At 41.4% G+C, this 24,776-nt stretch carries 28 protein-coding genes; 14 read left to right on the top strand and 14 right to left on the bottom strand.

Annotation, left to right across the window (positions count from 1 at the left end):
* Window position 1: 1 nt before the first annotated feature.
* The gene (locus H6G79_RS17615) at window positions 2-580 is read right to left on the bottom strand and encodes a Uma2 family endonuclease (protein ID WP_190590248.1); all 579 of its coding nucleotides are present in this window, start codon (window positions 578-580) and stop codon (window positions 2-4) included.
* Window positions 581-634: 54 nt separating this feature from the next.
* Here H6G79_RS17615 and H6G79_RS17610 point away from each other — a divergent pair, with 54 nt between their 5' ends.
* From H6G79_RS17610 to H6G79_RS17600, 3 genes are all read left to right on the top strand, one after another.
* Entirely contained in the window at window positions 635-1,273 is a 639-nt protein-coding gene (locus H6G79_RS17610) for a Uma2 family endonuclease (RefSeq protein ID WP_190590249.1), read from the top strand.
* Window positions 1,274-1,467: 194 nt separating this feature from the next.
* Window positions 1,468-1,701 carry a hypothetical protein gene (locus tag H6G79_RS17605; RefSeq protein WP_242048433.1) on the top strand — a complete coding sequence of 78 codons (234 nt, stop codon included), beginning with the start codon at window positions 1,468-1,470 and terminating at the stop codon, window positions 1,699-1,701.
* Between the two features lie 646 nt (window positions 1,702-2,347).
* Complete coding sequence (locus H6G79_RS17600; protein WP_190590252.1) at window positions 2,348-2,923, top strand: Uma2 family endonuclease; 576 nt, start codon at window positions 2,348-2,350, stop codon at window positions 2,921-2,923.
* Here H6G79_RS17600 and H6G79_RS17595 read toward each other — a convergent pair whose 3' ends face one another.
* Window positions 2,924-3,556 (bottom strand): type I restriction endonuclease, encoded by a 633-nt coding sequence (locus H6G79_RS17595; protein WP_190590253.1) that lies wholly within the window; start codon window positions 3,554-3,556, stop codon window positions 2,924-2,926.
* 367 nt (window positions 3,557-3,923) lie between these two features.
* On the opposite strand from H6G79_RS17595, the gene H6G79_RS17590 reads away from it, so the two are divergent.
* The gene (locus tag H6G79_RS17590) at window positions 3,924-4,178 is read left to right on the top strand and encodes a type II toxin-antitoxin system ParD family antitoxin (protein WP_190590254.1); all 255 of its coding nucleotides are present in this window, start codon (window positions 3,924-3,926) and stop codon (window positions 4,176-4,178) included.
* Between the two features lie 241 nt (window positions 4,179-4,419).
* Here H6G79_RS17590 and H6G79_RS17585 read toward each other — a convergent pair whose 3' ends face one another.
* From H6G79_RS17585 to H6G79_RS17575, 3 genes are all read right to left on the bottom strand, one after another.
* Entirely contained in the window at window positions 4,420-4,644 is a 225-nt protein-coding gene (locus H6G79_RS17585) for a hypothetical protein (RefSeq protein WP_199331425.1), read from the bottom strand.
* A 229-nt stretch (window positions 4,645-4,873) separates the two neighbouring features.
* Window positions 4,874-6,823 (bottom strand): caspase, EACC1-associated type, encoded by a 1,950-nt coding sequence (locus tag H6G79_RS17580; RefSeq protein WP_190590256.1) that lies wholly within the window; start codon window positions 6,821-6,823, stop codon window positions 4,874-4,876.
* Window positions 6,816-7,217 carry a sugar ABC transporter permease gene (locus H6G79_RS17575; RefSeq protein ID WP_190590257.1) on the bottom strand — a complete coding sequence of 134 codons (402 nt, stop codon included), beginning with the start codon at window positions 7,215-7,217 and terminating at the stop codon, window positions 6,816-6,818. The genes H6G79_RS17580 and H6G79_RS17575 overlap by 8 nt, the downstream gene beginning before the upstream one ends.
* Before the next feature lie 220 nt (window positions 7,218-7,437).
* Here H6G79_RS17575 and H6G79_RS17570 point away from each other — a divergent pair, with 220 nt between their 5' ends.
* Entirely contained in the window at window positions 7,438-8,007 is a 570-nt protein-coding gene (locus H6G79_RS17570; protein WP_190590258.1) for a TMEM175 family protein, read from the top strand.
* Between the two features lie 147 nt (window positions 8,008-8,154).
* Here the strand turns inward: H6G79_RS17570 and H6G79_RS17565 are convergent, their stop codons facing one another.
* The 3 genes from H6G79_RS17565 to H6G79_RS17555 all read right to left on the bottom strand — a co-directional run bounded on the left by H6G79_RS17565 (window position 8,155) and on the right by H6G79_RS17555 (window position 9,577).
* A complete protein-coding gene (locus tag H6G79_RS17565) occupies window positions 8,155-8,547 on the bottom strand; it encodes a hypothetical protein (RefSeq protein ID WP_190590259.1) in 393 nt (130 codons plus the stop codon).
* 170 nt (window positions 8,548-8,717) lie between these two features.
* Complete coding sequence (locus H6G79_RS17560) at window positions 8,718-8,981, bottom strand: CopG family transcriptional regulator (RefSeq protein WP_190590260.1); 264 nt, start codon at window positions 8,979-8,981, stop codon at window positions 8,718-8,720.
* A gap of 5 nt (window positions 8,982-8,986) precedes the next feature.
* On the bottom strand, window positions 8,987-9,577 hold the full coding sequence (locus tag H6G79_RS17555) for a ParA family protein (protein WP_190590261.1): 591 nt from the start codon (window positions 9,575-9,577) through the stop codon (window positions 8,987-8,989).
* 801 nt (window positions 9,578-10,378) lie between these two features.
* Here H6G79_RS17555 and H6G79_RS17550 point away from each other — a divergent pair.
* Window positions 10,379-12,049: an MBL fold metallo-hydrolase gene (locus H6G79_RS17550; protein ID WP_190590262.1), complete on the top strand. Its 1,671-nt coding sequence runs from the start codon at window positions 10,379-10,381 to the stop codon at window positions 12,047-12,049.
* 50 nt (window positions 12,050-12,099) lie between these two features.
* Here H6G79_RS17550 and H6G79_RS17545 read toward each other — a convergent pair whose 3' ends face one another.
* From H6G79_RS17545 to H6G79_RS17535, 3 genes are all read right to left on the bottom strand, one after another.
* Window positions 12,100-12,411, bottom strand: coding sequence for a DUF6679 family protein (locus tag H6G79_RS17545; protein ID WP_190590263.1), 312 nt, complete (start codon window positions 12,409-12,411; stop codon window positions 12,100-12,102).
* 167 nt (window positions 12,412-12,578) lie between these two features.
* Window positions 12,579-12,764 (bottom strand): hypothetical protein, encoded by a 186-nt coding sequence (locus H6G79_RS17540; protein WP_190590264.1) that lies wholly within the window; start codon window positions 12,762-12,764, stop codon window positions 12,579-12,581.
* A 223-nt stretch (window positions 12,765-12,987) separates the two neighbouring features.
* Window positions 12,988-13,203, bottom strand: a complete 216-nt coding sequence (locus H6G79_RS17535; RefSeq protein WP_190590265.1) for a hypothetical protein — start codon at window positions 13,201-13,203, stop codon at window positions 12,988-12,990.
* Between the two features lie 527 nt (window positions 13,204-13,730).
* On the opposite strand from H6G79_RS17535, the gene bchI reads away from it, so the two are divergent.
* Both bchI and H6G79_RS17525 read left to right on the top strand, forming a co-directional pair.
* Window positions 13,731-14,855 carry a magnesium chelatase ATPase subunit I gene (gene bchI, locus H6G79_RS17530; RefSeq protein WP_190590266.1) on the top strand — a complete coding sequence of 375 codons (1,125 nt, stop codon included), beginning with the start codon at window positions 13,731-13,733 and terminating at the stop codon, window positions 14,853-14,855.
* Window positions 14,856-14,958: 103 nt separating this feature from the next.
* A complete protein-coding gene (locus H6G79_RS17525) occupies window positions 14,959-15,210 on the top strand; it encodes a hypothetical protein (protein WP_313933925.1) in 252 nt (83 codons plus the stop codon).
* Between the two features lie 194 nt (window positions 15,211-15,404).
* Here H6G79_RS17525 and H6G79_RS17520 read toward each other — a convergent pair whose 3' ends face one another.
* Window positions 15,405-16,220: a fasciclin domain-containing protein gene (locus H6G79_RS17520; RefSeq protein WP_190590268.1), complete on the bottom strand. Its 816-nt coding sequence runs from the start codon at window positions 16,218-16,220 to the stop codon at window positions 15,405-15,407.
* Between the two features lie 426 nt (window positions 16,221-16,646).
* Between H6G79_RS17520 and H6G79_RS17515 the strand changes: the two genes are divergently transcribed.
* The 5 genes from H6G79_RS17515 (at window position 16,647) to H6G79_RS17495 (ending at window position 21,728) form a co-directional block, all read left to right on the top strand.
* On the top strand, window positions 16,647-17,438 hold the full coding sequence (locus tag H6G79_RS17515; protein WP_190590269.1) for a glutathione S-transferase family protein: 792 nt from the start codon (window positions 16,647-16,649) through the stop codon (window positions 17,436-17,438).
* 67 nt (window positions 17,439-17,505) lie between these two features.
* Window positions 17,506-19,245: an ATP-binding protein gene (locus H6G79_RS17510; RefSeq protein WP_190590270.1), complete on the top strand. Its 1,740-nt coding sequence runs from the start codon at window positions 17,506-17,508 to the stop codon at window positions 19,243-19,245.
* A gap of 649 nt (window positions 19,246-19,894) precedes the next feature.
* Window positions 19,895-20,878: an RNA polymerase sigma factor, RpoD/SigA family gene (locus H6G79_RS17505; protein ID WP_190590271.1), complete on the top strand. Its 984-nt coding sequence runs from the start codon at window positions 19,895-19,897 to the stop codon at window positions 20,876-20,878.
* A gap of 110 nt (window positions 20,879-20,988) precedes the next feature.
* Complete coding sequence (locus tag H6G79_RS17500; RefSeq protein ID WP_190590272.1) at window positions 20,989-21,405, top strand: XisH family protein; 417 nt, start codon at window positions 20,989-20,991, stop codon at window positions 21,403-21,405.
* A complete protein-coding gene (locus H6G79_RS17495; protein WP_190590273.1) occupies window positions 21,393-21,728 on the top strand; it encodes a XisI protein in 336 nt (111 codons plus the stop codon). The genes H6G79_RS17500 and H6G79_RS17495 overlap by 13 nt, the downstream gene beginning before the upstream one ends.
* A gap of 35 nt (window positions 21,729-21,763) precedes the next feature.
* On the opposite strand, the gene H6G79_RS17490 is transcribed toward H6G79_RS17495, so the two are convergent.
* Window positions 21,764-22,459, bottom strand: coding sequence for a Uma2 family endonuclease (locus tag H6G79_RS17490; protein WP_190590274.1), 696 nt, complete (start codon window positions 22,457-22,459; stop codon window positions 21,764-21,766).
* 521 nt (window positions 22,460-22,980) lie between these two features.
* Here H6G79_RS17490 and H6G79_RS17485 point away from each other — a divergent pair.
* The gene (locus H6G79_RS17485; protein ID WP_190590275.1) at window positions 22,981-23,697 is read left to right on the top strand and encodes a hypothetical protein; all 717 of its coding nucleotides are present in this window, start codon (window positions 22,981-22,983) and stop codon (window positions 23,695-23,697) included.
* Between the two features lie 61 nt (window positions 23,698-23,758).
* Here H6G79_RS17485 and cobO read toward each other — a convergent pair whose 3' ends face one another.
* Entirely contained in the window at window positions 23,759-24,454 is a 696-nt protein-coding gene (gene cobO, locus H6G79_RS17480; protein WP_190590276.1) for a cob(I)yrinic acid a,c-diamide adenosyltransferase, read from the bottom strand.
* Between the last annotated feature and the right edge of the window lie 322 nt (window positions 24,455-24,776).

Below are 24,776 nucleotides of genomic sequence, written 5' to 3'. Positions count from 1 at the left end.
ATTAATCCCAAACTATTCTTAAATCTAAGATAAATCCTGGTAATATATCTTCCCCGGATAATTGTGTAGGCGCATCCAAAATTTCTACTGATTTACCTTGACGATAAATTTCAACTTGCTTGGCTGGAGGATTAATTAACCAACCAAGTTTCACTTGATTATCCATATACTCTCGCATTTTGGCTTGGGTTTCTGCCAAGTCGTCGCTAGGAGACATCAACTCTAAAACGAAATCTGGTGCTATGGGGGGAAATTTTGCTTTTTCCTGGGGTGTTAGTGCATCCCATCTGTCTTGTTTTATCCAAGCAACATCAGGAGAACGATTTGCACCATTGGGAAGCTTAAAACAGGTGGAAGAATCAAAACATACACCTAATTTTGTCTGACGATTCCATATACCAAATTCCACAGCAATTTCAAAATTGCTTTTTCCTGTTTCTCCGCCTGTGGGTGGCATAACAGTTAACTCTCCTTTATTATTGCGCTCAAATTTGACATCGGGGTTTTCTCGACACAGTTGATAAAACTGTTCGTCAGTGAGTTTAACAATGGCGTTGAGGTTGAATGTAATGGCTGTCATTGTTATATCCTAGAGTTGGTACTGGTTAGGTTAATTTAAACAGCGAGGAAAGTGATGTTACTAGAACTCAACCAACTAATTGTACCTGCTGGTCATCAGTTGTTGATTAAAAATATATCTTGGTCAACTTATAAACATATTTTGGCAGAATTAGGCGAAAATCGCAGTTCTCGCATATCTTACAGTCAAGGGGTGTTGGAAATTATGGCTCCGTTACCAGAACATGAGGTAGCTAAAGTTATGATTGGGGATTTTGTCAAAGCTTTATTAGAAGAACTCGACATTGAATTTTGGAGTTTGGGTTCTACAACTTTTGACGAGGAAAAAATGGATGCTGGAGTAGAACCTGACGATTGCTTTTACATTCAAAATGAAGCGGCTGTTAGAGGTAAGGACAGAATTGACTTGACAATTGATCCACCGCCAGATTTAGCTATTGAAATTGATATTACATCGCGGACTCGGTTTAATAATTATGAAGTGTTAGGAGTCCCGGAATTGTGGCGATGGAGAGGTAAAAAATTAGAAATTAATGTCTTGATTAATGGTAAATATGTAACAACTAATCAAAGCTTGGCTTTTCCTAATTTACCCATCGCTCAAGTGATACCCGAATATTTACAACGGAGTAAAACTGAAGGCAGAAATGCAGCAATGAAAGCTTTTCGTGCTTGGATAAGAGAACAATTATAAAGGCGATCGCCTGATTATTTCCTACTATCTATAATCTCTAAAATCTGGATAATTCTTAACAAGAATTTTTGTATTTATAGTTGACAAGTATAAAATTATACCTTATTATGAAAATAATAAAGGCGATCGCACACATCTTTGGCCGGAGGGCGATCGCCTTTATGTAAACCCCGTAATGGAGTACAAATACAATGATGGCACAATTATCAAAGTTAGAGCAGTCACCCAACCACGAAGCCACCCAACAGCCAGTTCCCCAGCGAGAACCAATCAAGCATATTTTGAGGGGTTCTGCTAAGGCTGTGATCAGTACAATTCACCATTTGCAAGTAATTGGTTACGCCAGTGTTGGAGATTGGAGTCCACTGCTACCAACCGATAACTCAGGTGAAGTGATGAGTATTTTAATCCGCCAAATCATGATTTAATCACCATAAAGACGTTGCAATGCAACGTCTTTAAAAAAGCATTTTTAGACCCCTCTCCAAACCTCCTTTCAAGGGCAGGTTTTTAAACCTTCGATAAATAGTTGAGAATATTCTCAATTATGAAACGTAGTTTTAACTGTTCAGACAATAATTTTGGTTTTAAAAGCCCAAAAATTTGTCTAATAAAAAAAGCCTGCCCTTGAAAGCTCCAAACCTCTCCCCGAAGCGGCTACGGTGTACACATAAATTTCGTGTAGTGCATCTGTCCCGCCTCGGAATGAATTCCGAGTCTCATGGCGAAAGTCATCTGAAGATGACTCAACTAAAAATGTCTTTTAGTCCACTTGAGTGGACTTTGGCTATGAGCCTGGAACTTTAGTTTTAGGCGGGATGTGGTTGAACATGAAAATTTTTGACTTGTGTGTACACAGTAGCCCCGAAGCGGAGAGAGGCTTTGATGATTGCTCCCCTTCCCTGTCTGCGACACGCTGCGCGAACGCAGGGAAGGGGTTGGGGGTTAGGTTTAAGAGAAAGTTGCACACGACGTGATCTATTTCAGCAATTTTCTAAATCTGCAATCATTCAGGCGATCGCTCTGAGACGGAAATTGCCATAATAGATTCAAGCTGATGATAAGTAAAATGATATGGCGATCGCATTAGATAAAGCTGCATCTGCAAAGATGACAATTGAGGAGTTCTTTAACTATGACGATGGCACAGATGCAATATATGAGTTTGAAGATGGAAACTTGCTGCTGATGACAGCCGAGAGTGAAATTAATCGCCGAATTGCGATGTTTCTGCTTGTCTGCTTTGTACAACTCGGTATTCCGGCTTATCGGCTATCAATGAAAACGGAAATTGTCACCACGGGTTCGCGGGTGCGTGTTCCTGACTTAATGGTGTTTTCTGAAGAGTTAGCAACGGCAATGGAGGGCGCGAAACGCTCTACAATTATGCCAGAAATGCCACCACCATTATTAGTAGTTGAAGTAGTCAGCCCTAACCAAAGCAGTCGTGATTATCGCTACAAGCGTTCTGAATATGGGGCGCGGGGGATTAATGAATATTGGATTGTTGATCCTATCGCTCAAAAAGTCACAGTATTGGAATGGGTAGAGGGTTTTTATGAAGAGCAAGTATATGTAGGGGATAATGCGATCGCCTCACCAGTGTTTCCTGATTTAAAATTGACTGCGGCTCAAGTTTTGCAAGGTTAATCAAATTACCTGACCAATACCCTTGAGAATTTGCCAAATATTATACAGTTCCCTAGCAGATGTAAACAAAGCAAACACCCGTGATAAATCGTATTTTGGTGTACCTGCTTCTCGCTTGACTTTGATAAACAAAACATCATCCCCATTTGTCACCATCCCAAACACAGGCTTATCAATGTGAGGATTAGCCATGAGATAAGCTAAGGCTTGGGGTACAGCCGACCAAATCGAAAGTGTGGTTTTTTTGGATTCTACCACCATCACCCACAACTGATTTTGGAGTACCAAAACATCAATCCTGCCACGCAGTACTTCTTCCCCATCATTCAATATTAAATCTACAGATGATTCTGCTTTAATTCTGAAAGGAGGGTCATAAAACCCAGACAGCGCCAGCAATGGGGATACCACTAGCAACATCACTGTTCCTTCTAACAAATCACCTTCACCACGGTGATAAAGATATCTGCGACGCAGTACATCTAGGGAAGCTTTTTCTGTTTCAGGAATTTGGGGTAATTCACTACACCACTCTGGAAAAAATTCCTCCGACTCAACGCGAACTAAACCAAAGCGGGTTTCTGCTTCTGTCAAACTGGTAATTGCTTCCGTGATGGCTGTTACCTGTGTCATTCTTGCTTTACCGCCAGATAAAATTTTTGGTGTTGGGTTTCCTGATTGTGAGTGACTAAAACTAGATTATTAGCGATCGCACATTTAGTATATTATCGCGTCAAGGCTTAGATACCCGACTTTTATTCGTTGGGGCTAGGTAAAAGAGGTAAATAATGTGCGATCGCACCTCCTAAAATGGTAGTTTGGGTAGAATGTGGCTAGATATAGCGGTTCTTACTTGCTTGTGATAGAGTCGGAACCCCACCCCGCATTTGCTGACGCAAACGCTCCCCTCCCCGCTTGCGGGGAGGGGTTGGGGGTGGGGTTGAAATGTACCTTATCCAACCGAGAACCGCTATAACACCTGAATTAACTGTTAAAAACTATGAACATCCAACTCAAAGCAGAGTATGAGCAATTTATCCAAAACCGAATTGCTACAGGTAGATATGAAAACGCTGAAGATGTGATTATTAAAGCCTTGAAACTACTGGAAGAATGGGAAAAGGGTTATCAGAAATGGGAAGAAGAAACTCAGCAAAAACTAGCTGCTGGACTTGCTTCTATCGAACATGGAGATGTATTAGATAGTCAAGTGGTAATGGCGCGACTAGAAGAGAAATTACGCTTAAAAATGTAGGTTGGGGAGCCACTGCGTTGCGCGGGTTTCCCGCGTTGTAGCAAGTGGCGTTGGAGGCGCACAAAGATATTGATAGCAACACAGTGAATTGAAATTGCGCCGTAACCCAACACTCATTGCTGTGTAAATTTGAATTGTTGTAGTTGAAAAATGTGGCTTTTTTGATATCATTTGTTGGGTTACACTTCGTTTCACCCAACCTACAGGAGATTGCGATCGCACTAGCATTGATTGTTAAATATTACTCAATAATTTCATCATATTGATTGGTATCTTCTTCAGATAATTTTTTTATATCCTCCAAGACATCTGCCAAGGTTTTTTTATCTAGCCATTGATGACGTTCTTTAGTGTAGTCACCTTTACCGGGGCTAAAATATTGAATAAACCGAATAGTATCAGCAACTCCCAAAGAATTTATTAAAGCTTCGTAGCCTTGTTTGATAATTTCATTTTGAGTTTTCATCATAGATTTTATATTGTTTACTCATGGTGTTTATGAGTAATTTCTACATGATTACAAGGGCGGTTGATCGCACATTTAGTATATTATCGCGTCAAGGCTTAGATCCCCGACTTCTTGAAGAAGTCGGGGATCTGGTAATTCGTAAAATCAAAAAAAAATTTGATCGCGCTTCGCGCGGGAGAAGGGTAAAGAAAAAGTGTAAAGGGCAAAAGAGCAAGAGAGTAAAGTGCTAAGAAGCCCTGCCCCGCACAACCACAACCCGAAAACCCACGCAGTCGTTCCTGAAGACACGCACATCCCAGAGGCGATTCGCCGAACGGCAAAGCCCCGGATAGCCGTACCACGAACCACCGTGCAGCAGTCGGTTTTGATTATCATTCTCACTTAACCAAGCACTGCCATCAGTCGGCGCATTATTATAATTTTCGTGCCACTCATCCTGACACCATTCCCATACATTACCACACATATCGTATAAACCAAAGGGGTTAGCAGGAAATTTCCCGACATCGGTTGTTTGTTCTCGATATTCACCTTTGGGAGAAGAACCATAGGTAGAACGCCCGTCGTAATTTGCTAACTCAGTCGTCATGGTTCCGCCAAAGTAAAACGGCGTAGTCGTTCCCGCACGACAAGCATATTCCCATTCCGCTTCGCTGGGTAAGCGATAGGTTTTACCAGTCTTTTTCGATAGTCGAGTGCAAAACTCAACCGCATCATCCCAAGAAACACACTCTACAGGGCGGTTAGCACCCTTAAAATTGGATGGATCTGGTTTTAAATCAATATTTACCTTATCAAACCCGGCAACGGCTTTCCATTGAGCTTGTGTGACAGGGAATTTCCCCATAAAAAAGGGTTGAACAGTGACGTGATGCTGTGGACTTTCTGAGTCATATCGTCCTTCCTCACTTTCTGGCGAACCCATGAGGAATTTACCGCCAGGAATGGACACCATCTCTAGAATTACGCCATTACCCAAATCTTCGGTAAAAAACTCAGCGCGTCCTTGGCTGCGGTTAATGATTTGTCCTTTAGCATCTACCTTCACTATTTCAAACTCAAATTGATTGGTTTCATCAGGTAATTCTTCCGCAGACACAGGCGGTTTTGGTTGTCCAATAATGCGTTTTTCTATCGATGCAACATCTTCATCCCGCAAACCTAAATGTTGCTGATAATCTCTTAAATCGTTGAGTGTTCTTTCACTCAGAGTAGGTTCAATTTCAACTGTTTCAACCAGCGTGGCTTCATATTCTTCTAATTTGCGCTGATATTCCAGATGTGGTTTTTTAACTTCCGCTTCAATTGCATCAGCCACCTCAGCATCAAGCTGTAACTGGAGACGTAATGAGTTTAACAGCCGACGAGCAGGTATCGTAAACTTGCCCTGATTGATGCGGCGTTCCACTTCCTGACGATACTTCAGCTGAGGATCATCCTTGGGCGACTTCGCCAGAAAAATCCGAAAACCATCTTTAAAAGGATAAAATTCCGGTGTCATCGCGGGAGATGCTTCTTGGACTTTGGTTTTAGCGTAGTCATGCAACTCATCCACCGCAATTAAACCATCGCCATCTTTATCGGCTGCACCTTTTTCTATGCCTTCTACTAAATATTGAGTGTAAATCGACAAGTCTAAATCATCAGATGCAAAAGCATATTGTGTAGAAGTGGAAGCCGTGAGAATTGCTGTTCCTTCACCACCTAATTGCTGTTGCAGGTCAATCGTACCAATATCTTTAGCTGTCAAACCTTTGGCAAAAGCACCACTAAAGCAGCAATCTAAAATTACAACCCTGCGCTTAGATTTACTCTCATTCATCCATCGGTGTACACTTGTGGCAGCTACGGCTGTGAATGGCAGCAGTTTATTTTGATTTTTTTGAGTTTCGCAAGTCGAGAAGTAAAAATCACCATTTTCAACCGTCACCCCATGACCAGAAAAATACAAAAGTACTAAATCATCTTTTTGACGATTAGCATACAAGTTATAAATTTCCCTTTCCAATTCCTGACGCTTGGGATTTTTCAGCACCGTGACATCATCAAAATCACCCATTTCCGGGTTCTCTAACACACGCCGCATCGCCTCCACATCTTCCACAGCCTTGGGTAGCGGTGCTAATGTTGGTTCTTGATATTCACTAATCCCAATTAGCAGTGCTACCTTAGCCATTGTTGCTGTTTGACGAGTTGTTGAGAAATTCCTGGGCTTTTTGGTAAGCAAAGTCAAATTCTTCGCGGCTGCTGGCTTCGATGTTGATTTCTCTACCGTCAGGCGCTTTCACCAAAATTTTAATTGGTTTGTTGCCAAAGCGATCGCCCAGAAACCCAAACAAAGCTTTCAAGTTTTTGGGGTTAACCTCTGCATTCAAAAACCCCAACAAAAACCCACCCAAAGCCTTAGAACCTTCTGGTACATCCGTCACCGCAACTAAATCTGCATCCTCTACCCCATCCACCTCGCGCAACTGGGGAAGCAAATTTTGTACTTGGGCTTGCAATTCTTCATCATCCAAACCCAACTCTGTCAGGGAAACAGTTACCTGCACATTAGATGTAGTTACCATAGCGATCGCTTAAATATAATTTAGAGTCTATTTAAACGATTGTATCGGTTATTTGGGCGATTTGAGTAAATTTGCGGTCATTCCTCTCTGCGCCTCCGTGTCTCTGCGTGAGACACAAAAAATTCAACTTCCGCAACTCTAAACTTTTTCGTCAAATACTTGCTGTCAGCTTACCAACAAGGTAATTTACAGAAGCATAGCAAAACCACCTGATAAACCGATGGGAAAAGGGCGATTAGAAGCATTTAGCGATGGTGTAATCGCAATCATCATCACTATTATGGTGTTGGAGTTAAAAGTGCCTCATGGGGCTGAAATAGGCGCACTCCGTCCACTAATTCCAATATTTCTTAGCTACCTCTTAAGTTTCGTCAACGTCGGTATCTATTGGAACAACCACCATCACTTACTACAGGCCGTTAGACAAGTGAACGGTCGGACATTATGGGCTAACTTGCATTTGTTGTTCTGGTTATCTTTAATACCCTTTGCTACAGCTTGGATGGGAGAAAACTTTACAAACTTGCCAGTTGCCCTTTATGGTGTAGTTCTTTTCATGGCTGCGATCGCTTATTTTATTCTCACCCGCGCCTTAATTTCTCATCACGGTAAAGATTCAACACTCGCAACCGCCGTTGGAAGAGATTGGAAAGGCAAACTATCCTTGTTGATTTATGCGGTTGCAATTCTTCTATCCTTTGTCAACTCTTGGTTCGGCTGTGCATTATATGTTCTGGTTGCCATTATCTGGCTAATACCTGACCGCAGAATTGAAAAAGCTTTGAGATAGTGATTTAGTTGTTGGAGATTGATTAGTGAACCTAGAATCACAATTAGAAGCAGCTTGGTTGCGAGTAACTAAACACTTTTCGCATTACAAGCATCTTGGTTGATGTTTGTAGAGTCAGTACACTGTTTAAAATTCTCAGGATGTACATCAAAATTTGATAAACACAAATGTAGAAGCCGCAAGAGATGAAATCATAAAACCCCAACTAATAGCTGAGAAACGACGTATAGCATTAGATTTAAATACAGAAATTGCCGCAGTTACAAAACCGCCCAAAAAGCAAATTAAAAAAGTTTTAGACCAAACAATAATCGCCAGTAGTTGAATATCATAAGTTGGGCTGGGAGTAGGTTTATTGAGTGAGATATCCAAGAAGGTTAAATACAGAAGAATTGCAGGGATAAAAACTGCGCTAATAATAGCAATATTTCGGTATCCTGGCACATGACGACAACTAATAAATGAGATTAAAACCGAGGACAATCCTACAAAAACTACAACAGCCCAAACGATTAAAATCAATAATAAGATCATTCCCATAAAGAATCTCGCTCAATTAAGAATATATACTTACAAGTAACTCATCATCAAGCCAGATATTATACTCTATGTTCGGCGAAATGGCTGCGCTGTCAGCATTAGCCGAACAGTATGGGAAGTAAGGGTTGTGGATACATACACCCTTACACAAACCCTTGATTTTTCGCCACTTAACCAGATTGAGTTAACAGCCATTGTTCAATTAATTCCGTCACAATATCACTCATTTGCCGTTCTTGAGAGACTGCGGCGGCTTTGAGTTGGCGGTGTAATTGTTTAGGCAAATAAATAGTTGTACGGGTATAATCTGGGTCTGTACTTTTAGTAGGAGATGTTGGTTTATCGTCAACATTTGGCAATTTATCTCTGAGTTGACGACTACGGGCAGCATCAATTAAATCATCAAACCGACTAGTCTTTTTCTTGTTATTCATTTTAATTATTTCAATATTTCTTTTCCGGCTTCAGCGTAACACCGCCAAGCAATTTGAGCGTAAGGATCTTTCACAGCATTTACAGGAACTCCTTCTAAAGCTGCACGTTGAAATACAGCCAGTCGCCGGATTCCTGCTTGAAATATAGGTAAACCAGCACTTAATAAGGTTGTTCTCGCTTCTTCGCCTGCTTTATTCGGTAATGGTGGAATCAAGGTGAGCAAAATTCGGTAGTTGGTTTTGAGTTTTTGCAATGACTCTACCATTTGTAAGGTTGCGGCTAGTGCGATCGCATCGGGAGTTGTTGGTATAACTAATAAATCACAACCTTTCGCTAGGGTTTTTAATTCATCTGCATCCGGTTTGGCTGGGGTATCTATTACTATATGTTCATAAAGTTTAGCCAAACTCACTGCTTGCGCTTCATCTGCAACTTTAAACGGTAAACAACCCCGGTTAGACCAATCTAAAGCACTACGGTTTAAATCTCCATCTACCAATAGTGTGTCAGCTTTGTTTTGCAAGTATGTAGCTAAATGCAACGCTGTTGTTGATTTACCTACCCCTCCTTTAAATGCGGCTACGGTGATGATCATTTTATTTACCTGCCAAGATTTTACACAATTCAAACATTTAAACATCTGAATAGCAAAATGTCTAAACATTTAGATGCTTAGTAGATAAGATATTTGTATATAAAATATTAATATACTAACCAAAAGTACATAAACTATTAGACATCAAAATTATATAAGTAAAGTGAGAGATAAAAGTATTTATAATTACCAGTGGTTGTTATATGTTAAAATAGTACAAAAGTACTTTTGCAGTAATAAAATCTGCTCAGGTTAATAGATGGACAGGTGTACCGAAACGTTTTAGAATTTGTCTCATAAGAGTAAATCTACTTACTGCACCATCAACCCCAGCATAGTAAAGATTTTCTAGTGATTCTGCTTGTCTGTAGAATCATTCTATTAAGATAGGAAAGTCTTTTATAGAGGGTAGTAGACAATGGATGTCAAACTAATCCTGGCTGGATTAACAGTAGTGTTTAGTGTTGCGTGCCTATTTTTTGGTACGAAAAATGGATTTTATGATTCAGAGAACTATCATGGCAATGGCTCTGCACATTAACTAGCAGTCATAAACGAAAAAGAAACCGGAGACTGATGAGTAATCTTGTTACTCAGCACTCAGAACTTTTTCTATGTAAATCATGCCTAACTTTTGCAAACCAATCTAGGTTTGTCAAAGGCGTTCTCTCCAATCAAAAATCCTTAATTTCAGGGTATATGGGCGCAGTCCAAAACTTAGCCCTGTGTCACAAAAGCAAAATCTCCAAAACTCAAGCTTTTGCGATGGGTCAAAGGTGATTAGGTTGGAGGGGGGAAAGCATGAGGGATAATCTGTCGGCATCCTCTCGCTTTGATACTGAGGAAACAAATGTTGAATTAAACTGTTTTCCTTATAGTGTCCAGCATAATGATGAGGGTGTATGTTTACTGGTCAAAATGGGGCCGCATCGCATTCTGCTAGATTGTGGAATGGAGGATATTGCGTCACTGCAAAAGGGGTTAACCAAGTCACCACGGCGAGGAAGTTCACCCTTACCCGCAGATGTTGTATTGATCAGTCATGCTCACCCAGATCATGCTAGAGGTGTGTTGGCATTACATAAAGCTTTCCCGCTTTTACCCATATATGCCAGTGAAGTCACTACAAAATTATTGCCATTAAACTGGCCAGAACAAAACCTCAAAGATACTCCCCAATTGTGTCATGCGCTGCCGTTGCGATCGCCCGTAGAATTGCAAGAAGGTTTAGTCGTAGAGTTATTTCCCGCCGGACACTTACCGGGGGCTGTAGCAATTTTACTCACCTACACCACCGAACATCGCGCTTATAAAGTACTTTACACAGGTGACTTTTTCCTCTCCAATTCCCGCTTAGTTGAAGGTTTGCGCTTAGAAGAACTGCGGGGATTAGATGTGAATGTGTTAATCATTGAAGGTACTTACGGGACATCACGTCATCCCCACCGCCGCAACCAAGAAAACCAACTAGCGGAAAGAATTAATCGCGCCATAGCAGACTCTCACACTGTACTTCTCCCCACACCCGCATTAGGTTTAGGACAAGAACTATTAATGCTACTGCGGAGTCATCATCACTTCACTGGGCGAGATTTAGACATTTGGGTAGATGGTACTGTAGCTCAAGGTTGCGATGCTTATTTAGAACTCTTACCTTATCTTCCTCCCTCTGTGCAGAACTTTGCCCGCCATCAACCCTTATTTTGGGATGAACGGGTACGTCCGCGAGTCCGGCGCTTGCAACCAGAACAACGCGCTGTTGTGGGGAAGTCACCCTGTATTGTGCTTACAGACTCCAATACTGATTTAAGTGAATATTGTCAACCCAATACAGGCCCTTGGCTGATTCTGGTACCAGAAAAAATTGATATAAAAATTAACAAACAAAACTTAACTTCTACCACTGCGGAAAGTTACTTGCTGGCTCAACATAGTGATGGCCCTGGTACAACTCAGTTAATTCACAACTTGCGCCCCCAGCATGTCTTATTCGTTCATGGTTCAGCAGCTTACTTAGCTGATCTCACAAGCTTAGAGGAATTGCAAAACCGCTATCACGTCCACTCACCAGCAGCTAACACCTTAGTAGAACTACCAATTGGGGAAACATTTGTTCAACCAGCCGCACCTGAAACGAACTACGAAGGTGAACTGACAGAATTAGCCACAGTCATCACCATTACTTTACCCGAAGCGATTACCGAAGACCCGCGTTGGCGGGAGTTTGCCGATACAGGCTTAATTGAAGCGCGTTGGCAAGGAGAAGAAATTGTCTTACGTGGATTATCCCAAAGAGAATTACTAAATCAAAGTGGCGATCGCTATACTTTATCAGATATTGATTGCTGTGGTACCTGCCGACATCAAAGGGGACAGCGTTGTTGGAACCCTGTCTCACCCTTATATAACTTTAAAGTCACCCTGGAAGGTTACTGTCCCGCTTTTGAACGCCCATCAACAACCGAGTCCTGAGTCAAGAGAAATTAATCTCTTTCACCCAGGACTTAGGACTGTGCTTTTGGTTAATCAGGGTTGGAGTCGGTAAAACGATTACGGATGCGTTCAGCTTCAGGACAATCTTCAGTTAAGAGAGGTTCGACATTACCCCTTGGTACGGAAGCTAACTTTTGAGTGACAGCGCCAATACTTTCGAGGCGAACCATTTCTTCCCAAGAACAAACTTCGTCTTCCTCATCCGTTTCATAGCGTAGCGTCACCAAATCTCCCTCTATGTCGATGATGCGGGCTCGTTCGATCCAGCGTTGCTGGTCCCGCAAGAAAACACATACCTCCCGCCCATCGCAACACAGTTGATAAATCTTGCGGTGTAGCATGTACTGCTTCTGCCTTTTTAAACAACGTACGTTAAACCTGAAAAAATTTGGGTGTTACCCCAAGAGTTTACATCCCTAGAAAAAGTGAGTGTCACGGTTAAGAATGTAGTGCCTTTAATGACCATCTAGGTAAATTTTAGGTCATAAACCAGTAGCTACTGCACCCGTTAAACACAATCTCCTTCAGGGTTGTAAGAGAGAATGTCTACTTCAGAGAAGTCACACAATCCGGGATTTGTCCTAACCAGTTTAATAGCTGCTGGTGAGTCTTTCCTATCATTATGTAATAATAAATACTCCAAAACAAGCGGTGATTGCGGTTGTTTAAGTTGCCTACTTGTAGTCATGGGCATTACTAGGAAGTCTGGGGAATCTGCTGTACTTTTACCCCTGTGTATTTGATCTTAACTCATTATTTTGCTTGCCTTCATGGTTTTCAACAACAACATCTTAATGAGTTTTAAATTTTTAGGTTGTTACCGGGGAAATTCCATACTATGAAATGGGGTGTTAGGGTGTCTGGGTAGAGAGGTGTAAGGGTTTTGCTTACCTACATTATTCCTCAAACCCCTCGTTTTAATTGGATTTGTACTGGGTAAGAAATTCTATCAGTCGCGCTGAAGAACCTTCTCGCTTGATTTTACCTGCTTGAACCGCATCATATAGGTCTGCCAACACTAACAAGTCTTCAGACTGATAGCATTTAGTCGCTAGGACTTGATGGAGCAGACCCTCCGATTCAACACTAAGATATCCAGTTTGAAAAGCAGATTCCACGAGTGCGCGAATCATTGTAATTAGGGCATCATCAGCAACTTAATATATCTAGTGTGGAATATTTCGCGTTCAGATTGATTGATATCACACCGTAGATGCTTGTGATTTTAGTTACACAAAAACTGTGATTTAAGTCACATTTTGTTGTGATCACAGTAATTTCCGATAATAAAACTATCAGTACAAACCCCAACTGACAAAATCATTGACTTCGCGCTTTGAGAATAATTTAAATATTATTACGTAGTTGAAAAAATACCGATATTTACTTAAGAAGACTTACGTACAAGGATTGTCTATCACTCCCGATTCCCTATTCCCGAATTTCTCACGTATGGGTAGCGGGTGTGGAGAGAGAGGGGAGTGTGGGGAGAGAGGGGAAAGATTTCTTCACCATCCTCCCACACCTCCCACCCCTCCCACACTTCCCACCCCTCCCACACCCCTGGATTTCTCACAAGAGAGAAATCCAGGCTATTCCCCCCGCCCCCAACTGTGGCACAATAAAGAACTGTAATAAAAAAAGTTATTAAGGTAATTTAGTGACTCCAACTGCTCAATCCACGGCAAGTGCGCGTCGCGTGGTATTTCCATTTACGGCAATTGTGGGCCAGGAAGAAATGAAACTGGCGCTGCTGTTGAACGTGATTGATCCCAAAATCGGTGGTGTCATGATTATGGGCGATCGCGGTACCGGCAAGACAACTACTATCCGGGCATTAGCGGATTTGTTGCCAGAAATCCCTGTAGTTGCTAATGACCCCTTCAATAGTCACCCCAGCGACCCCGACTTGATGAGCGATGAAGTCCGCCAAACAGTAGCACAGGGTGGGGAAGTTCCTGTAGACCATAGAAAGGTACAAATGATTGACCTGCCTTTAGGCGCTACAGAAGACCGGGTATGCGGTACTATCGACATCGAGAAAGCTTTGTCTGAGGGTGTGAAAGCTTTTGAACCAGGACTATTGGCAAAAGCGAATCGCGGTATTCTCTACGTGGATGAGGTCAACTTGCTTGATGACCACCTCGTAGACGTGTTACTCGACTCGGCGGCTAGTGGCTGGAACACCGTAGAACGGGAAGGTATTTCCATCCGTCACCCAGCGCGGTTTGTGCTTGTCGGTTCGGGAAACCCGGAAGAAGGCGAATTACGTCCCCAGTTACTCGACCGTTTTGGAATGCACGCCGAAATTCACACGGTGAAAGAACCAGCCTTGCGGGTGCAAATTGTCGAACAACGCTCGGAATTTGACCAAAACCCGCCAGCATTTTTGGCACAGCACAAAACTGAGCAAGAAGCACTGCAACAAAAAGTAGTCAATGCTCAAACGCTGTTACCAGAAGTCAAAATTGACTATGATTTGCGGGTGAAAATTTCGGAAGTTTGTTCAGAGTTAGATGTGGATGGTTTGCGGGGTGATATTGTTACCAACCGTGCAGCCAAAGCATTAACCGCCTTTGAAGGACGTACAGAAGTAACCCTTGATGATATCCGCCGCGTGATTACTTTGTGTCTGCGTCACAGGTTGCGGAAAGATCCTCTAGAATCGATTGATTCTGGCTACAAAGTCGAAAAAGTTTTTGCTCGCGTTTTTGGCGTAGAGTTGCCAGAAGAAGATTCTGCAAAGAAAAACGGCACAGGACAAATTAAAACGGGTGTGCGCTAGTTTTCCCCGAAAATAAACAGTAGGGGCGTGTAGCACCGCGCCCTGAAATTTATTTGCTTGATTGAGTATGAGATTTTGGCGCTTTTGCTTCAACAGTGTATTTTTGTCTAGTCAATACGAACCAGCCCGATTTATCGAGTTTGTCATGCTAGTGCTGACGTTATTACTGCTCGGTATTTGGGGGTTTACCCAAGAATTACCTTATATGCTCCTATGCCTGAGTTATGCCATTGGAGCAGCTATATCTATGTTAGTCCGAGAAGCGATCGCACCCTCACCAGAAGCCCAAGTTTCTCGCTTCACCGCTTTATTATTACTGTTAATCAGCCTCTACTGTTTTTTAGATTTTCTCTAATTTTTGACCTAAGTTATAGCAGTAGCCAAGTTGTTTAGGACATTGTAAATAATCAAACTTAGATACCACAAAGCTTTTAACCCGCGATCGCGCCAGAATGGACAGAAAACAATGTATAAGGTGTGAGGTGGAAAAGTGTACTTTCTACACCCCACACCCTTATACCCTTACACCCAGTCTTAACGCCCTGGAAACTACAAGCTAGGTGGTAAAATCACAGTGTCGATGACATGAATTACACCGTTGCTGCCTTGAATATCTGGCTGAGTAACTTTGCCATCATTGACTACTACCCCATCGGCATCAACTTTCACTGCAATGGGATCTCCTTGCAGACTGGTAACTTGACCAGATTTTAAATCAGAAGACAATACCTTGCCCGCTACAACATGGTAAGTCAAGATTTTCACCAGCACTTCTTTATTTTCCGGCTTCAACAAGTCGTTTAAAGCCTCCTTGGGCAATTTGGCAAAGGCTTCATCAGTAGGAGCAAAAATGGTGAAAGGCCCTGCACCTTGCAGAGTATCTATCAATCCAGCCGCTTTTAAAGCTGCGGTCAGGGTTTTAAAAGAACTGCTCGATTCCGCTAATGCTACAACTGTTTTATTAGAATCGCTGGTTTCATTGGTGGAAGATGGCGCTGGTGTTTCTGTTGCAGGTGTTTCTGCTGGTGGTGTGACGGGGGCTGCTTCAGTCCGACTACCACGGTTATAAGGAGGCTCATCAAAAATGCTAGGACGGGGATTTAGCCCTCTGTTTGTAGGTGTTTGAGCAACTACAGTTTTGGGACGAGTGTTGTTTTTATCTGTAGCGATCGCAGGCTGAACTGGTGTATAACTAGCATTTGCCTGTATCCGTTGACTGCGATTGTAAGGAGCTTCGCTAAAAATGCTGGGGCTGGGGTTTAGCACTTCTTTAGCTTGTGATGGTAAAGTAACAAGGAAACTCATCCCTGCTAATCCTGCCATACTTGCTATATTCGTCAATAACTTGCTGTAATTCCCCTTCATAAATTTTGTTTGTTTTGATTTCACACAGTTTACATAAAGACTTATATCACTTTGCCACCCAAAAAATCTAACTTGAAAAGGAAGATTTTTAAGATAAATTTTATTTTTTGTACTATTAAACTGTGAGCAAATAAATATATTAATAGCAAAAGTGGCAAATTTGCAAATCATTTAGGAACAATTATAGATATTTCATTTCTATAAGCAGTCGGGGAACTGATACAGAATAACTTATCTAATTTAGCAAAATAGCTCGCTCCGAAAAATATTGACCAAGACAATTTAAAATTACCTCAAAATCTATTAGCCAAAATTACCACTTATAGCCATATTTCCGGGATAGATTTTATTTTAACTTGCCAAATTTTCGAGAAGTGAAGATAAAATTAGAGAGTTATTTTCTCACTCAGTAATCAGGGATATAATATGCTGGAATTATACCAATGGGAACTGTCACAATACTCAGAAAAAGTGCGGTTAATTCTCGATTACAAAGGTTTAGAATACCGGAAAATTGAAGTCACACCCGGTATTGGACAGATAGAATTATTTCGCCTCACTGGTCAAAGGCAAGTGCCAGTATTAAAGGATGGTAATCGATATATTGTTGATTCTACAGAAATAGCGAAGTATGTAGATGCAAAATATCCAGAACGCCCACTCATACCACAAAATCCCAAGCAAAAAGCTTTAACCTTATTAATTGAAGAATGGGCAGATGAATCAATCGGGATTAAAGGTAGAAAAGCTCTTTTTGCTGCGATTAGTCAGGATCAAAATTTTCGCAAATCCTTATTACCCACATCCACACCAGATATATTCCGTAGTTTAGTTGAAGGCGTACCCAGCGATATTTTGACTGTCTTGGGTTTGGGTGTAGGATATAGCCCAGATGTAGTGAAAGGGGCGATCGCTGATTTAAAACAAGACCTAGAAGCACTAACTTTATTATTGACAGATAGTCCTTATCTCACAGGAGATGAACCAACTTTAGCTGACTTAGCCGTGGCTGGGTTATCAATATTATTGAAGTTTCCCGAAGGCGCTTATCTAGATTTACCAGCTAGTTTAAGAGGTCAAGGCGTGCCAACCATAGCAAATAACCCCGATTATCAATTATTCTTTGAATGGCGCGATCGCCTGTATGCTCAATTTCGTAAGCCATTAATCGGTGCTTCTCCCGCAGGTTCAGCACCAACTTCGATTCAAATTGATTAATTAGGGAGTCGGGAGTCGGGAGTGGGGAGAAAATGACAAATGACCAATGACCAATGACCATTAACCAATGACAAATGACAAATTGGTAAAACCATTAGGTTCGGTAATCCAAGGCTCACTAACTGGTGGATTAGAAGTAAGACTACACCCGGATATTTCTGTAGAAGATATGCGGGTGGGTAAGTTTTTAGTTGTCCAAGGGATGCGATCGCGGTTTTTCTGTATGCTGACAGATGTATCCCTCGGCACAGCTAACGCCCGGATTATTGCTAATCCGCCCAGTTGGGAAGATACTTTTTTACGAGATGTCTTAGCCGGAAGCGGTACTTATGGAACCATCGCCTTAGCGCCGATGTTGATGTTTACCCCCGAATCTAATGAGTCTTTTTCTTCCACTAACGGCAAATCTGCAAATCCTTTTGTCCCATCAACTACGGGTTTGGCTTCATTTCAACCCCAAACTAGTACAACGATGGAATTACTTCCAGTCAAAACTATTCCCAGTCACTTTAGCCAAGTTTTCGACGCGAGTGAAGAAGATTTTCGCCGCGTCTTTGGTTGGGAAGATGACATCCAAAGAAAGAATTTTGCCATTGGTAAACCATTAGATATGGATGTACCTGTGTGCATTGATTTAAATCGGTTTGTTGAACGCAGTAACGGCGTTTTTGGTAAGTCCGGTACAGGTAAATCCTTTCTCACCCGCTTGCTGTTGGCTGGGGTGATTCGCAAAAACGCGGCGGTAAACTTGATTTTTGATATGCACTCAGAATACGGTTGGGAAGCCGTCGCCGAAGGTAAAAATGTCAATACTGTTAAAGGGTTAAAGCAATTATTTCCGGGGAAAGTGGAAGTTTACACCCTTGATCCTGAATCAACTAAGCGGCGGGGTGTGCGCGATTCTCAGGAACTATATCTTAGTTATGAACAAATCGAAGTTGAAGATATTAAATTATGTAGTCGTGATTTAGGACTGTCAGAAGCCGCGTTAGACAATGCCAATATTCTCTACAGCGAATTCAACAAAGCTTGGATTGTGCAACTGCTGAACATGACGAACGAAGAAATCGAAATGTTCTGCGAAGAAAAGCGGGGACACAAAGGCTCAATTATGGCCTTGCAACGCAAACTCTTGCGCCTAGACGGGTTGAAGTATATGCGGGCAGTTTGCCCCCACAACTACATTAATAAAATCTTACAATCTTTAGAGGCTGGCAAGAATGTCGTGGTAGAATTTGGTTCCCAGTCAAACATGCTCTCTTATATGTTGGTGACAAATATGATCACCAGACGGATACATGAGCATTATGTCCGCAAAGCTGATAAATTCTTGCAAAGCAAAAACCCCAACGATCGCCCCACACCTTTGATGATTACCATTGAAGAAGCGCATCGTTTTCTTGACCCGGCCATCGTCCAAAGTACCATCTTCGGCACGATCGCGCGGGAACTGCGAAAATATTTCGTAACGTTGCTAGTAGTTGATCAACGACCGTCAGGGATAGATAATGAAGTTATGTCCCAGATTGGTACTCGAATCACAGCCTTACTCAACGACGAAAAAGACATCGATGCCATTTTTACGGGTGTATCTGGCGCAGGTGGACTGCGATCGGTACTGGCGAAATTAGACTCAAAACAACAAGCCTTGATTTTAGGTCATGCCGTTCCCATGCCAGTAGTTGTGCGTACTCGTCCTTACGATGCTACTTTCTATGCCGAAATCGGCGATCCGGCTTGGGAAGAAAAGCCAGACGCAGAAGTATTCGCCGCAGCAGAACTAGCTAAAGCTGATTTGGGATTTTAAATTGTCCTTTGTCTTTCGTCCTTTGTTCAAGATGATTGTGAACCAATGACCAATGACTAATGACATTGACCAATTCGTAACATCCCTCCAAAAATATGCCCAGAGAGTTCGGTTTTCTCCCTAACGATAGGCAACATGAGAGGGGATTTTGCCGTCACTATAGGTATAGTAAGCACTCTAAGGAAGTTTAAATTTTTTTTGTAATTAACTACTTTTGGATTATAGTTTTCTCCTTCTGTAGACTACTTTACTATCCGCCTGATTTGTCCTAAGATAAAAGCAAGTAAAACTCATACCGACTTCGGATTTACCAGTAGCCGAGCGCAACTGAAGATAAAGAAGAATTCTTGAAAACAACCCAATGTGCTTTTAAAAAGACCTAACAATTTAGGGAGGGTAGGGGGAACCTATCTCAAACACTCATCTTCTGGAATCTCAAGTATGTGAACTGAATTATTCTTATATAGCCGTTCATCAGTTATGGAAGCCAGAACGAGGGAGCAGCAAGTAGAGGAGCAGAGGGAACAAATTTCTAAATCAGCCATCCCTAGAAACCACCTGATTTCGGTTTTTATAGATAGCCTTTCCTAATTAATTTTTCTAGTTATTAAAGATTCATTGTGTTTACGGAGTAGAGGACAACGCACCAATGCCTACTGTTAACACCCAAACTGAAAACCTGAACACCAAATTCACGGCTGATATGGTGCGAACCTATCTGCGGGAAATTGGTCGTGTACCACTGCTAACCCGTGAGCAAGAAATTGTCTTTGGGAAGCAGGTGCAACAAATGATGACACTAGTCGAAGCAAAAGAAGCTTTGGCGAAGAAATTGCACCGCGAACCGAGTTTACCAGAATGGGCGAACCATGTTAAACAATCAGAAACCGAAGTCAAACAAACGGTAGCTCAAGGTAAACGCGCCAAGCAAAAAATGATTGAGGCGAACTTGCGCTTAGTTGTCGCGATCGCCAAGAAATACCAAAAGCGTAACATGGAATTTCTCGATTTAATCCAAGAAGGAACACTTGGGTTAGAAAGAGGAGTAGAGAAATTTGACCCGATGCGGGGATATAAATTCTCAACCTACGCTTACTGGTGGATTCGCCAAGCAATTACCCGTGCGATCGCTCAACAAGGGCGCACCATTCGCTTACCGATTCACATTACCGAAAAACTGAACAAAATCAAAAAAGTGCAGCGCGAACTAGCCCAAACCTTGGGGCGTTCTCCTACACCCGCCGAAATCGCCAAAGAACTGGAATTAGAACCAGCCCAAATTCGGGAATATCTGAATATGGCACGTCAACCAGTTTCTTTAGATGTGCGTGTCGGTGATAACCAAGACACTGAACTGCAAGAAATGTTGGAAGATGATGGGCCATCCCCAGAATATTACACCACCCAAGAATTTTTGCGCCAAGACCTCAACACCTTGTTAGCTGAACTCACACCCCAACAACGGGAAGTTGTTGCCCTACGCTTTGGTTTAGAGGATGGAAATGAACTATCCTTGGCGAAAGTTGGTGAACGCTTAAATCTTAGCCGCGAACGTGTTCGTCAACTCGAACATCAAGCCTTAGCTCATCTGCGCCGCCGTCGCGCCAACGTCAAAGAATACGTTGCTAGTTAATAATTAAATAACGGTGATGCGCCTCCTGAATTCAGGGGGCGATTTTTTGTGTCAAAATAGAGTGCGATATTTGTATTATTATTTGGATAAAATCACTATATTTTAAGTTAATGGCTGCTAAAGACATTTTTCATGACGCGGTTAAGAAAGGGTTAGAAAAAGAAGAATGGATAATTACGAATGACCCTCTCAAAATTGAAGTCGGTGATGTTGAAATGTATATTGACTTGGGGGCAGAACAAGTTTTAGCTGCTGAAAGAGCAGGAGAAAAAATAGCAGTTGAAATTAAAAGTTTTATCGGCGCATCAAATATGTATGATTTTCATTTAGCGATTGGTCAATTCCTTAATTATCATCTTGCGTTAGAACAAAAAGAGCCAGATAGAATTTTATATTTGGCTGTACCATTAGGAGTTTATCAAGCTTTTTTTCAGTTACAGTTTATCAAAACGGTTATTCAACGTTATCAACTTAAATTAATAATTTATGATCCAATTCAGGAGGTAATTGTAGAATGGAAAAGCTAGAGCAATATCAGAAATATGTTCAACAAGCCATAACAGAATATGCCAATCTAGATTCAGCCAAAGATGAAATCGAACAGCAATTAATTTTTGATACCGTTCGCAACCACTATCAATTGATGTATGTTGGGTGGAAAAATAGACGACGGCAGCATGGCTGTGTGTTACATATTGATATCAAGAATGACAAAATTTGGATACAGCATGACGGTACTGAGATTGGCATTGCTAATGAATTAGTTAATTTAGGAGTGCCGAAAGAAGATATTGTATTAGCATTTCATGAACCATTGGTGAGGCAGTATACAGGTTTTGGCGTTGGTTAAATTGAGCATTAAGTTTACACGTAATACTCAAAATTTTAGTTTTGATGCTCACTAGATAATTTATCTACAAAACTCTGATGTTCAGGAGTCGATAAACCTTGCTGTAAAGTGGCTAATACTTGAGCTAAATCTCCTGATAATAATGCTGACTTTGCTAACCATAAACCAGGAAAGACGTGAGAACAAATTACATCATAAGAATTTGGTGCAAGTTGAATATACTCACCTTCATTTAATCTAAACCAATCAAGTTGGCGATCGTAAACTCGCCAAACTAAATATTCTTGTACTTGATTGCGGCGATAGACTTTCAGTTTTTCATGCAAATCATAAGAAGCACTAGAAGCAGCAATCTCCACAATTAATTCTGGCGCACCTTCCACATAATCATCTTCGGTAATGCGTGACTGTCCACCTTGTTCGATTCTCAGTAACGCATCTGGTTGAGGTTCATTATCCGCATCTAATAAAACAGTTGTGTTATCCAGCGTTTCCACTCCTGGAGTAGCAGCTTCGTAAGTGCCTAACCAAGTCATAATACGGCTATGGGGTTTGCCGTGTGTTTTTGCGCGTACAGGGGATGCCACGTAAACAACTCCTTCGATTAATTCTGCTTTTTTGAGATGCGGCATAGCATGGTAGCGACGCTCAAATTCAGCACGGGTGAGCCTATCGCCATTTTCTAAAGGTGGAGTTGTCAACAGTTCAGCAGTGTTGTCAGCAGATATCATAATAAACCGTTTCTCAGTTGTGTGCAGTACACATTTTAAGGTGAGAGAGGCTAGAGACTGGAGGCTAGAAAAATGTACCTCATTCAGATGAAATATGCTCTAAATAATTATCCTTAGCCTCTAACCTCTAGCCCCTACCCTAACCTCTACTTTTCACCCGACCCATCAAATTTTTATCGTTTGCGGAATGCAGAGCTTGGCTGTTGTAGCTAATTATAGTTAAATCAATCGGCGAGCAAAATATCAATATTTGTAAAGGAGAAGCTCTCAAAAATCATCGAAAGATTGCATTTCAGATTTACATCACCCGATTGGGTGATTCTGTTGGGTGAAGAGTCATTTATTTAAGTAATGATAATGTGAAATTATCGTCAAATATTCTAAAAAGCTTCTTTTTTTGACGAGTTTTTATTTTGAGACATTTAAATCAAACCATCGACGGAACCTTGAACGATAGACAATTGGTTATGGTTTAAGTGAGTCGTAGAGGAGACAGTTAATTTCGTAACAGGAGTGGTCGGGTGCTTAACAATATTTCTAAATTCTTATCCCCTCGGCAGTTAACAATTTCTATTGTTGGCTTAGTTTTAACCGTTGGTGTTGTTAGTGAGCAGACTAAACCTGTATTCAGCAAACAGTTACAAAATGTAACAAGTTCCGCCTCTTTGAATGGTGATTTTTCTAGATTAACAAATCATCACTATGTTAGTTCTGATAATTCTTTGTTGTCGCGGTTGAGAGAAATTCGGGAACAGCGTAGTCAACAGCAAACAGTAGCTTTTGAGCGTGAAACTATAGAGTCTGAATCTAGAGATATATCCCCAAGACACTATCAAAAAGCTGGCAAAGAAGCAGGAGTAATGACTAGAGGAAATATTCCCACAACAGATGGGGTATATCTTTATGGACAATCACCAACACCAAACCAAATCGGTCAAGGTTATATCGTTTTTCAGAAACGGCAAGGTAAAGTAGTTGGTGCTTTATATATGCCTAGTTCTGAGTTTAGTTGTTTTCAAGGCACAATTGATAAATCTGGTGAGTTAGCAATGACTGTAAATGGCTCTCCAGATGATGTCAGTACATCAGATGTGGCTACAACTAGTACAATTCCATCGGTTTCTGATGATGAATTCAATAATTATGCTTACTCTGTAGCATTACAAGATTATCATCCTATTCAATCTATTAGTTCTGGCGATCGCCGCATTCTACAGATGTGTCAAAATGCAATATAAAAGTATGAAGTCTGAAATCTCTGATGTCGTAAACATTTCAGACTTCAGGTTTCACATCTAATTAAAATTCGATTCCGGGTTGAGCTTTTACGCCTTGGTCACGGAAGGGATGTTTAACTAATGTCATTTCTGTTACTAAGTCTGCACGTTCAATTAATGCTGCGGGTGCGCCTCTCCCTGTGAGAATTACGTGTTTATGAGGCGGTTTCTCTGCTAAACCTGCTAAAACTTCTTCTATTTGTAAATAAGCCATTTTTAAAGCAATATTAATTTCATCCAACAGCACCAGATGAAAGTCTGGGTTGCGGATATATTCTAAAGATTTTTCCCAAGCTGCTTGCGCTTTTTCGAGGTCGCGATCGCGGTCTTGAGTTTCCCAGGTAAAACCTTCACCCATTGCGTGAAACTCAATTTGGTCTTCCCAATCACTGAACACCCGTTTTTCTGAGGGTTCCCACGCGCCTTTGATGAATTGGACGATCGCCACTTTATAGCCATGACCGAGCGATCGCATCACCATTCCTAACGCCGCAGTGGTTTTGCCTTTACCGTTACCAGTATGGACAATAATTAACCCCTTCTCTGGGACAGCTTGTGCTATCCGCCGATCTTGGATTTCTTTCCGGCGCTGCATTTTTTGGCGATACTGCTCATCAGTCAGCTTAAAATCATTATTTATGGATGAGGACATTACTTCATCAATTAAGCGTTCGATTTCTTTATCTGATTCTAATTCTTCTGGTGTATCTTTACTCATCAGCATTTTATCAAAGTAACTACTTGGCGGATAAGGGAGACAAGGGAGACAAGGGGACAAGGGAGAGAGATGTTGATAAATGATTTACGATTGCTATACAAGACTTTACTGATAGAATAAGGCGCAGAGATTTTATCTAAAATGACAGTAAGCTTATAATTTATTTGACAATAACGCTTTAAAATTTACTACAATTATTAGTCATAGAAGTCTAATTTTAGGGCTATTATCAATAATTCAATAGTTTTATTAAAGCATTTTTAATATAAAGTTTTGTAGTAACTTTGACGAGAGTTATAGAGCAGTCCTAAATCATTCGTGA

The sequence above is a fragment of the Anabaena sp. FACHB-83 genome (assembly GCF_014697485.1).
Taxonomy (GTDB): Bacteria; Cyanobacteriota; Cyanobacteriia; order Cyanobacteriales; family Nostocaceae; genus Nostoc_B.
The sequence above is the reverse complement of the archived record's forward strand: the minus strand, read 5'-3'. Positions and strand labels throughout refer to the sequence as shown.

Coding starts and splice junctions, on each gene's coding strand:
- H6G79_RS17615 (WP_190590248.1), bottom strand. CDS start 580: ATGACAGCCATTACATTCAACCTCAACGCCATTGTTAAACTCACTGAC.
- H6G79_RS17610 (WP_190590249.1), top strand. CDS start 635: ATGTTACTAGAACTCAACCAACTAATTGTACCTGCTGGTCATCAGTTG.
- H6G79_RS17605 (WP_242048433.1), top strand. CDS start 1,468: ATGGCACAATTATCAAAGTTAGAGCAGTCACCCAACCACGAAGCCACC.
- H6G79_RS17600 (WP_190590252.1), top strand. CDS start 2,348: ATGGCGATCGCATTAGATAAAGCTGCATCTGCAAAGATGACAATTGAG.
- H6G79_RS17595 (WP_190590253.1), bottom strand. CDS start 3,556: ATGACACAGGTAACAGCCATCACGGAAGCAATTACCAGTTTGACAGAA.
- H6G79_RS17590 (WP_190590254.1), top strand. CDS start 3,924: ATGAACATCCAACTCAAAGCAGAGTATGAGCAATTTATCCAAAACCGA.
- H6G79_RS17585 (WP_199331425.1), bottom strand. CDS start 4,644: ATGAAAACTCAAAATGAAATTATCAAACAAGGCTACGAAGCTTTAATA.
- H6G79_RS17580 (WP_190590256.1), bottom strand. CDS start 6,823: ATGGCTAAGGTAGCACTGCTAATTGGGATTAGTGAATATCAAGAACCA.
- H6G79_RS17575 (WP_190590257.1), bottom strand. CDS start 7,217: ATGGTAACTACATCTAATGTGCAGGTAACTGTTTCCCTGACAGAGTTG.
- H6G79_RS17570 (WP_190590258.1), top strand. CDS start 7,438: ATGGGAAAAGGGCGATTAGAAGCATTTAGCGATGGTGTAATCGCAATC.
- H6G79_RS17565 (WP_190590259.1), bottom strand. CDS start 8,547: ATGGGAATGATCTTATTATTGATTTTAATCGTTTGGGCTGTTGTAGTT.
- H6G79_RS17560 (WP_190590260.1), bottom strand. CDS start 8,981: ATGAATAACAAGAAAAAGACTAGTCGGTTTGATGATTTAATTGATGCT.
- H6G79_RS17555 (WP_190590261.1), bottom strand. CDS start 9,577: ATGATCATCACCGTAGCCGCATTTAAAGGAGGGGTAGGTAAATCAACA.
- H6G79_RS17550 (WP_190590262.1), top strand. CDS start 10,379: ATGAGGGATAATCTGTCGGCATCCTCTCGCTTTGATACTGAGGAAACA.
- H6G79_RS17545 (WP_190590263.1), bottom strand. CDS start 12,411: ATGCTACACCGCAAGATTTATCAACTGTGTTGCGATGGGCGGGAGGTA.
- H6G79_RS17540 (WP_190590264.1), bottom strand. CDS start 12,764: ATGCCCATGACTACAAGTAGGCAACTTAAACAACCGCAATCACCGCTT.
- H6G79_RS17535 (WP_190590265.1), bottom strand. CDS start 13,203: ATGATTCGCGCACTCGTGGAATCTGCTTTTCAAACTGGATATCTTAGT.
- H6G79_RS17520 (WP_190590268.1), bottom strand. CDS start 16,220: ATGAAGGGGAATTACAGCAAGTTATTGACGAATATAGCAAGTATGGCA.
- H6G79_RS17515 (WP_190590269.1), top strand. CDS start 16,647: ATGCTGGAATTATACCAATGGGAACTGTCACAATACTCAGAAAAAGTG.
- H6G79_RS17510 (WP_190590270.1), top strand. CDS start 17,506: ATGACAAATGACAAATTGGTAAAACCATTAGGTTCGGTAATCCAAGGC.
- H6G79_RS17505 (WP_190590271.1), top strand. CDS start 19,895: ATGCCTACTGTTAACACCCAAACTGAAAACCTGAACACCAAATTCACG.
- H6G79_RS17500 (WP_190590272.1), top strand. CDS start 20,989: ATGGCTGCTAAAGACATTTTTCATGACGCGGTTAAGAAAGGGTTAGAA.
- H6G79_RS17495 (WP_190590273.1), top strand. CDS start 21,393: ATGGAAAAGCTAGAGCAATATCAGAAATATGTTCAACAAGCCATAACA.
- H6G79_RS17490 (WP_190590274.1), bottom strand. CDS start 22,459: ATGATATCTGCTGACAACACTGCTGAACTGTTGACAACTCCACCTTTA.
- cobO (WP_190590276.1), bottom strand. CDS start 24,454: ATGAGTAAAGATACACCAGAAGAATTAGAATCAGATAAAGAAATCGAA.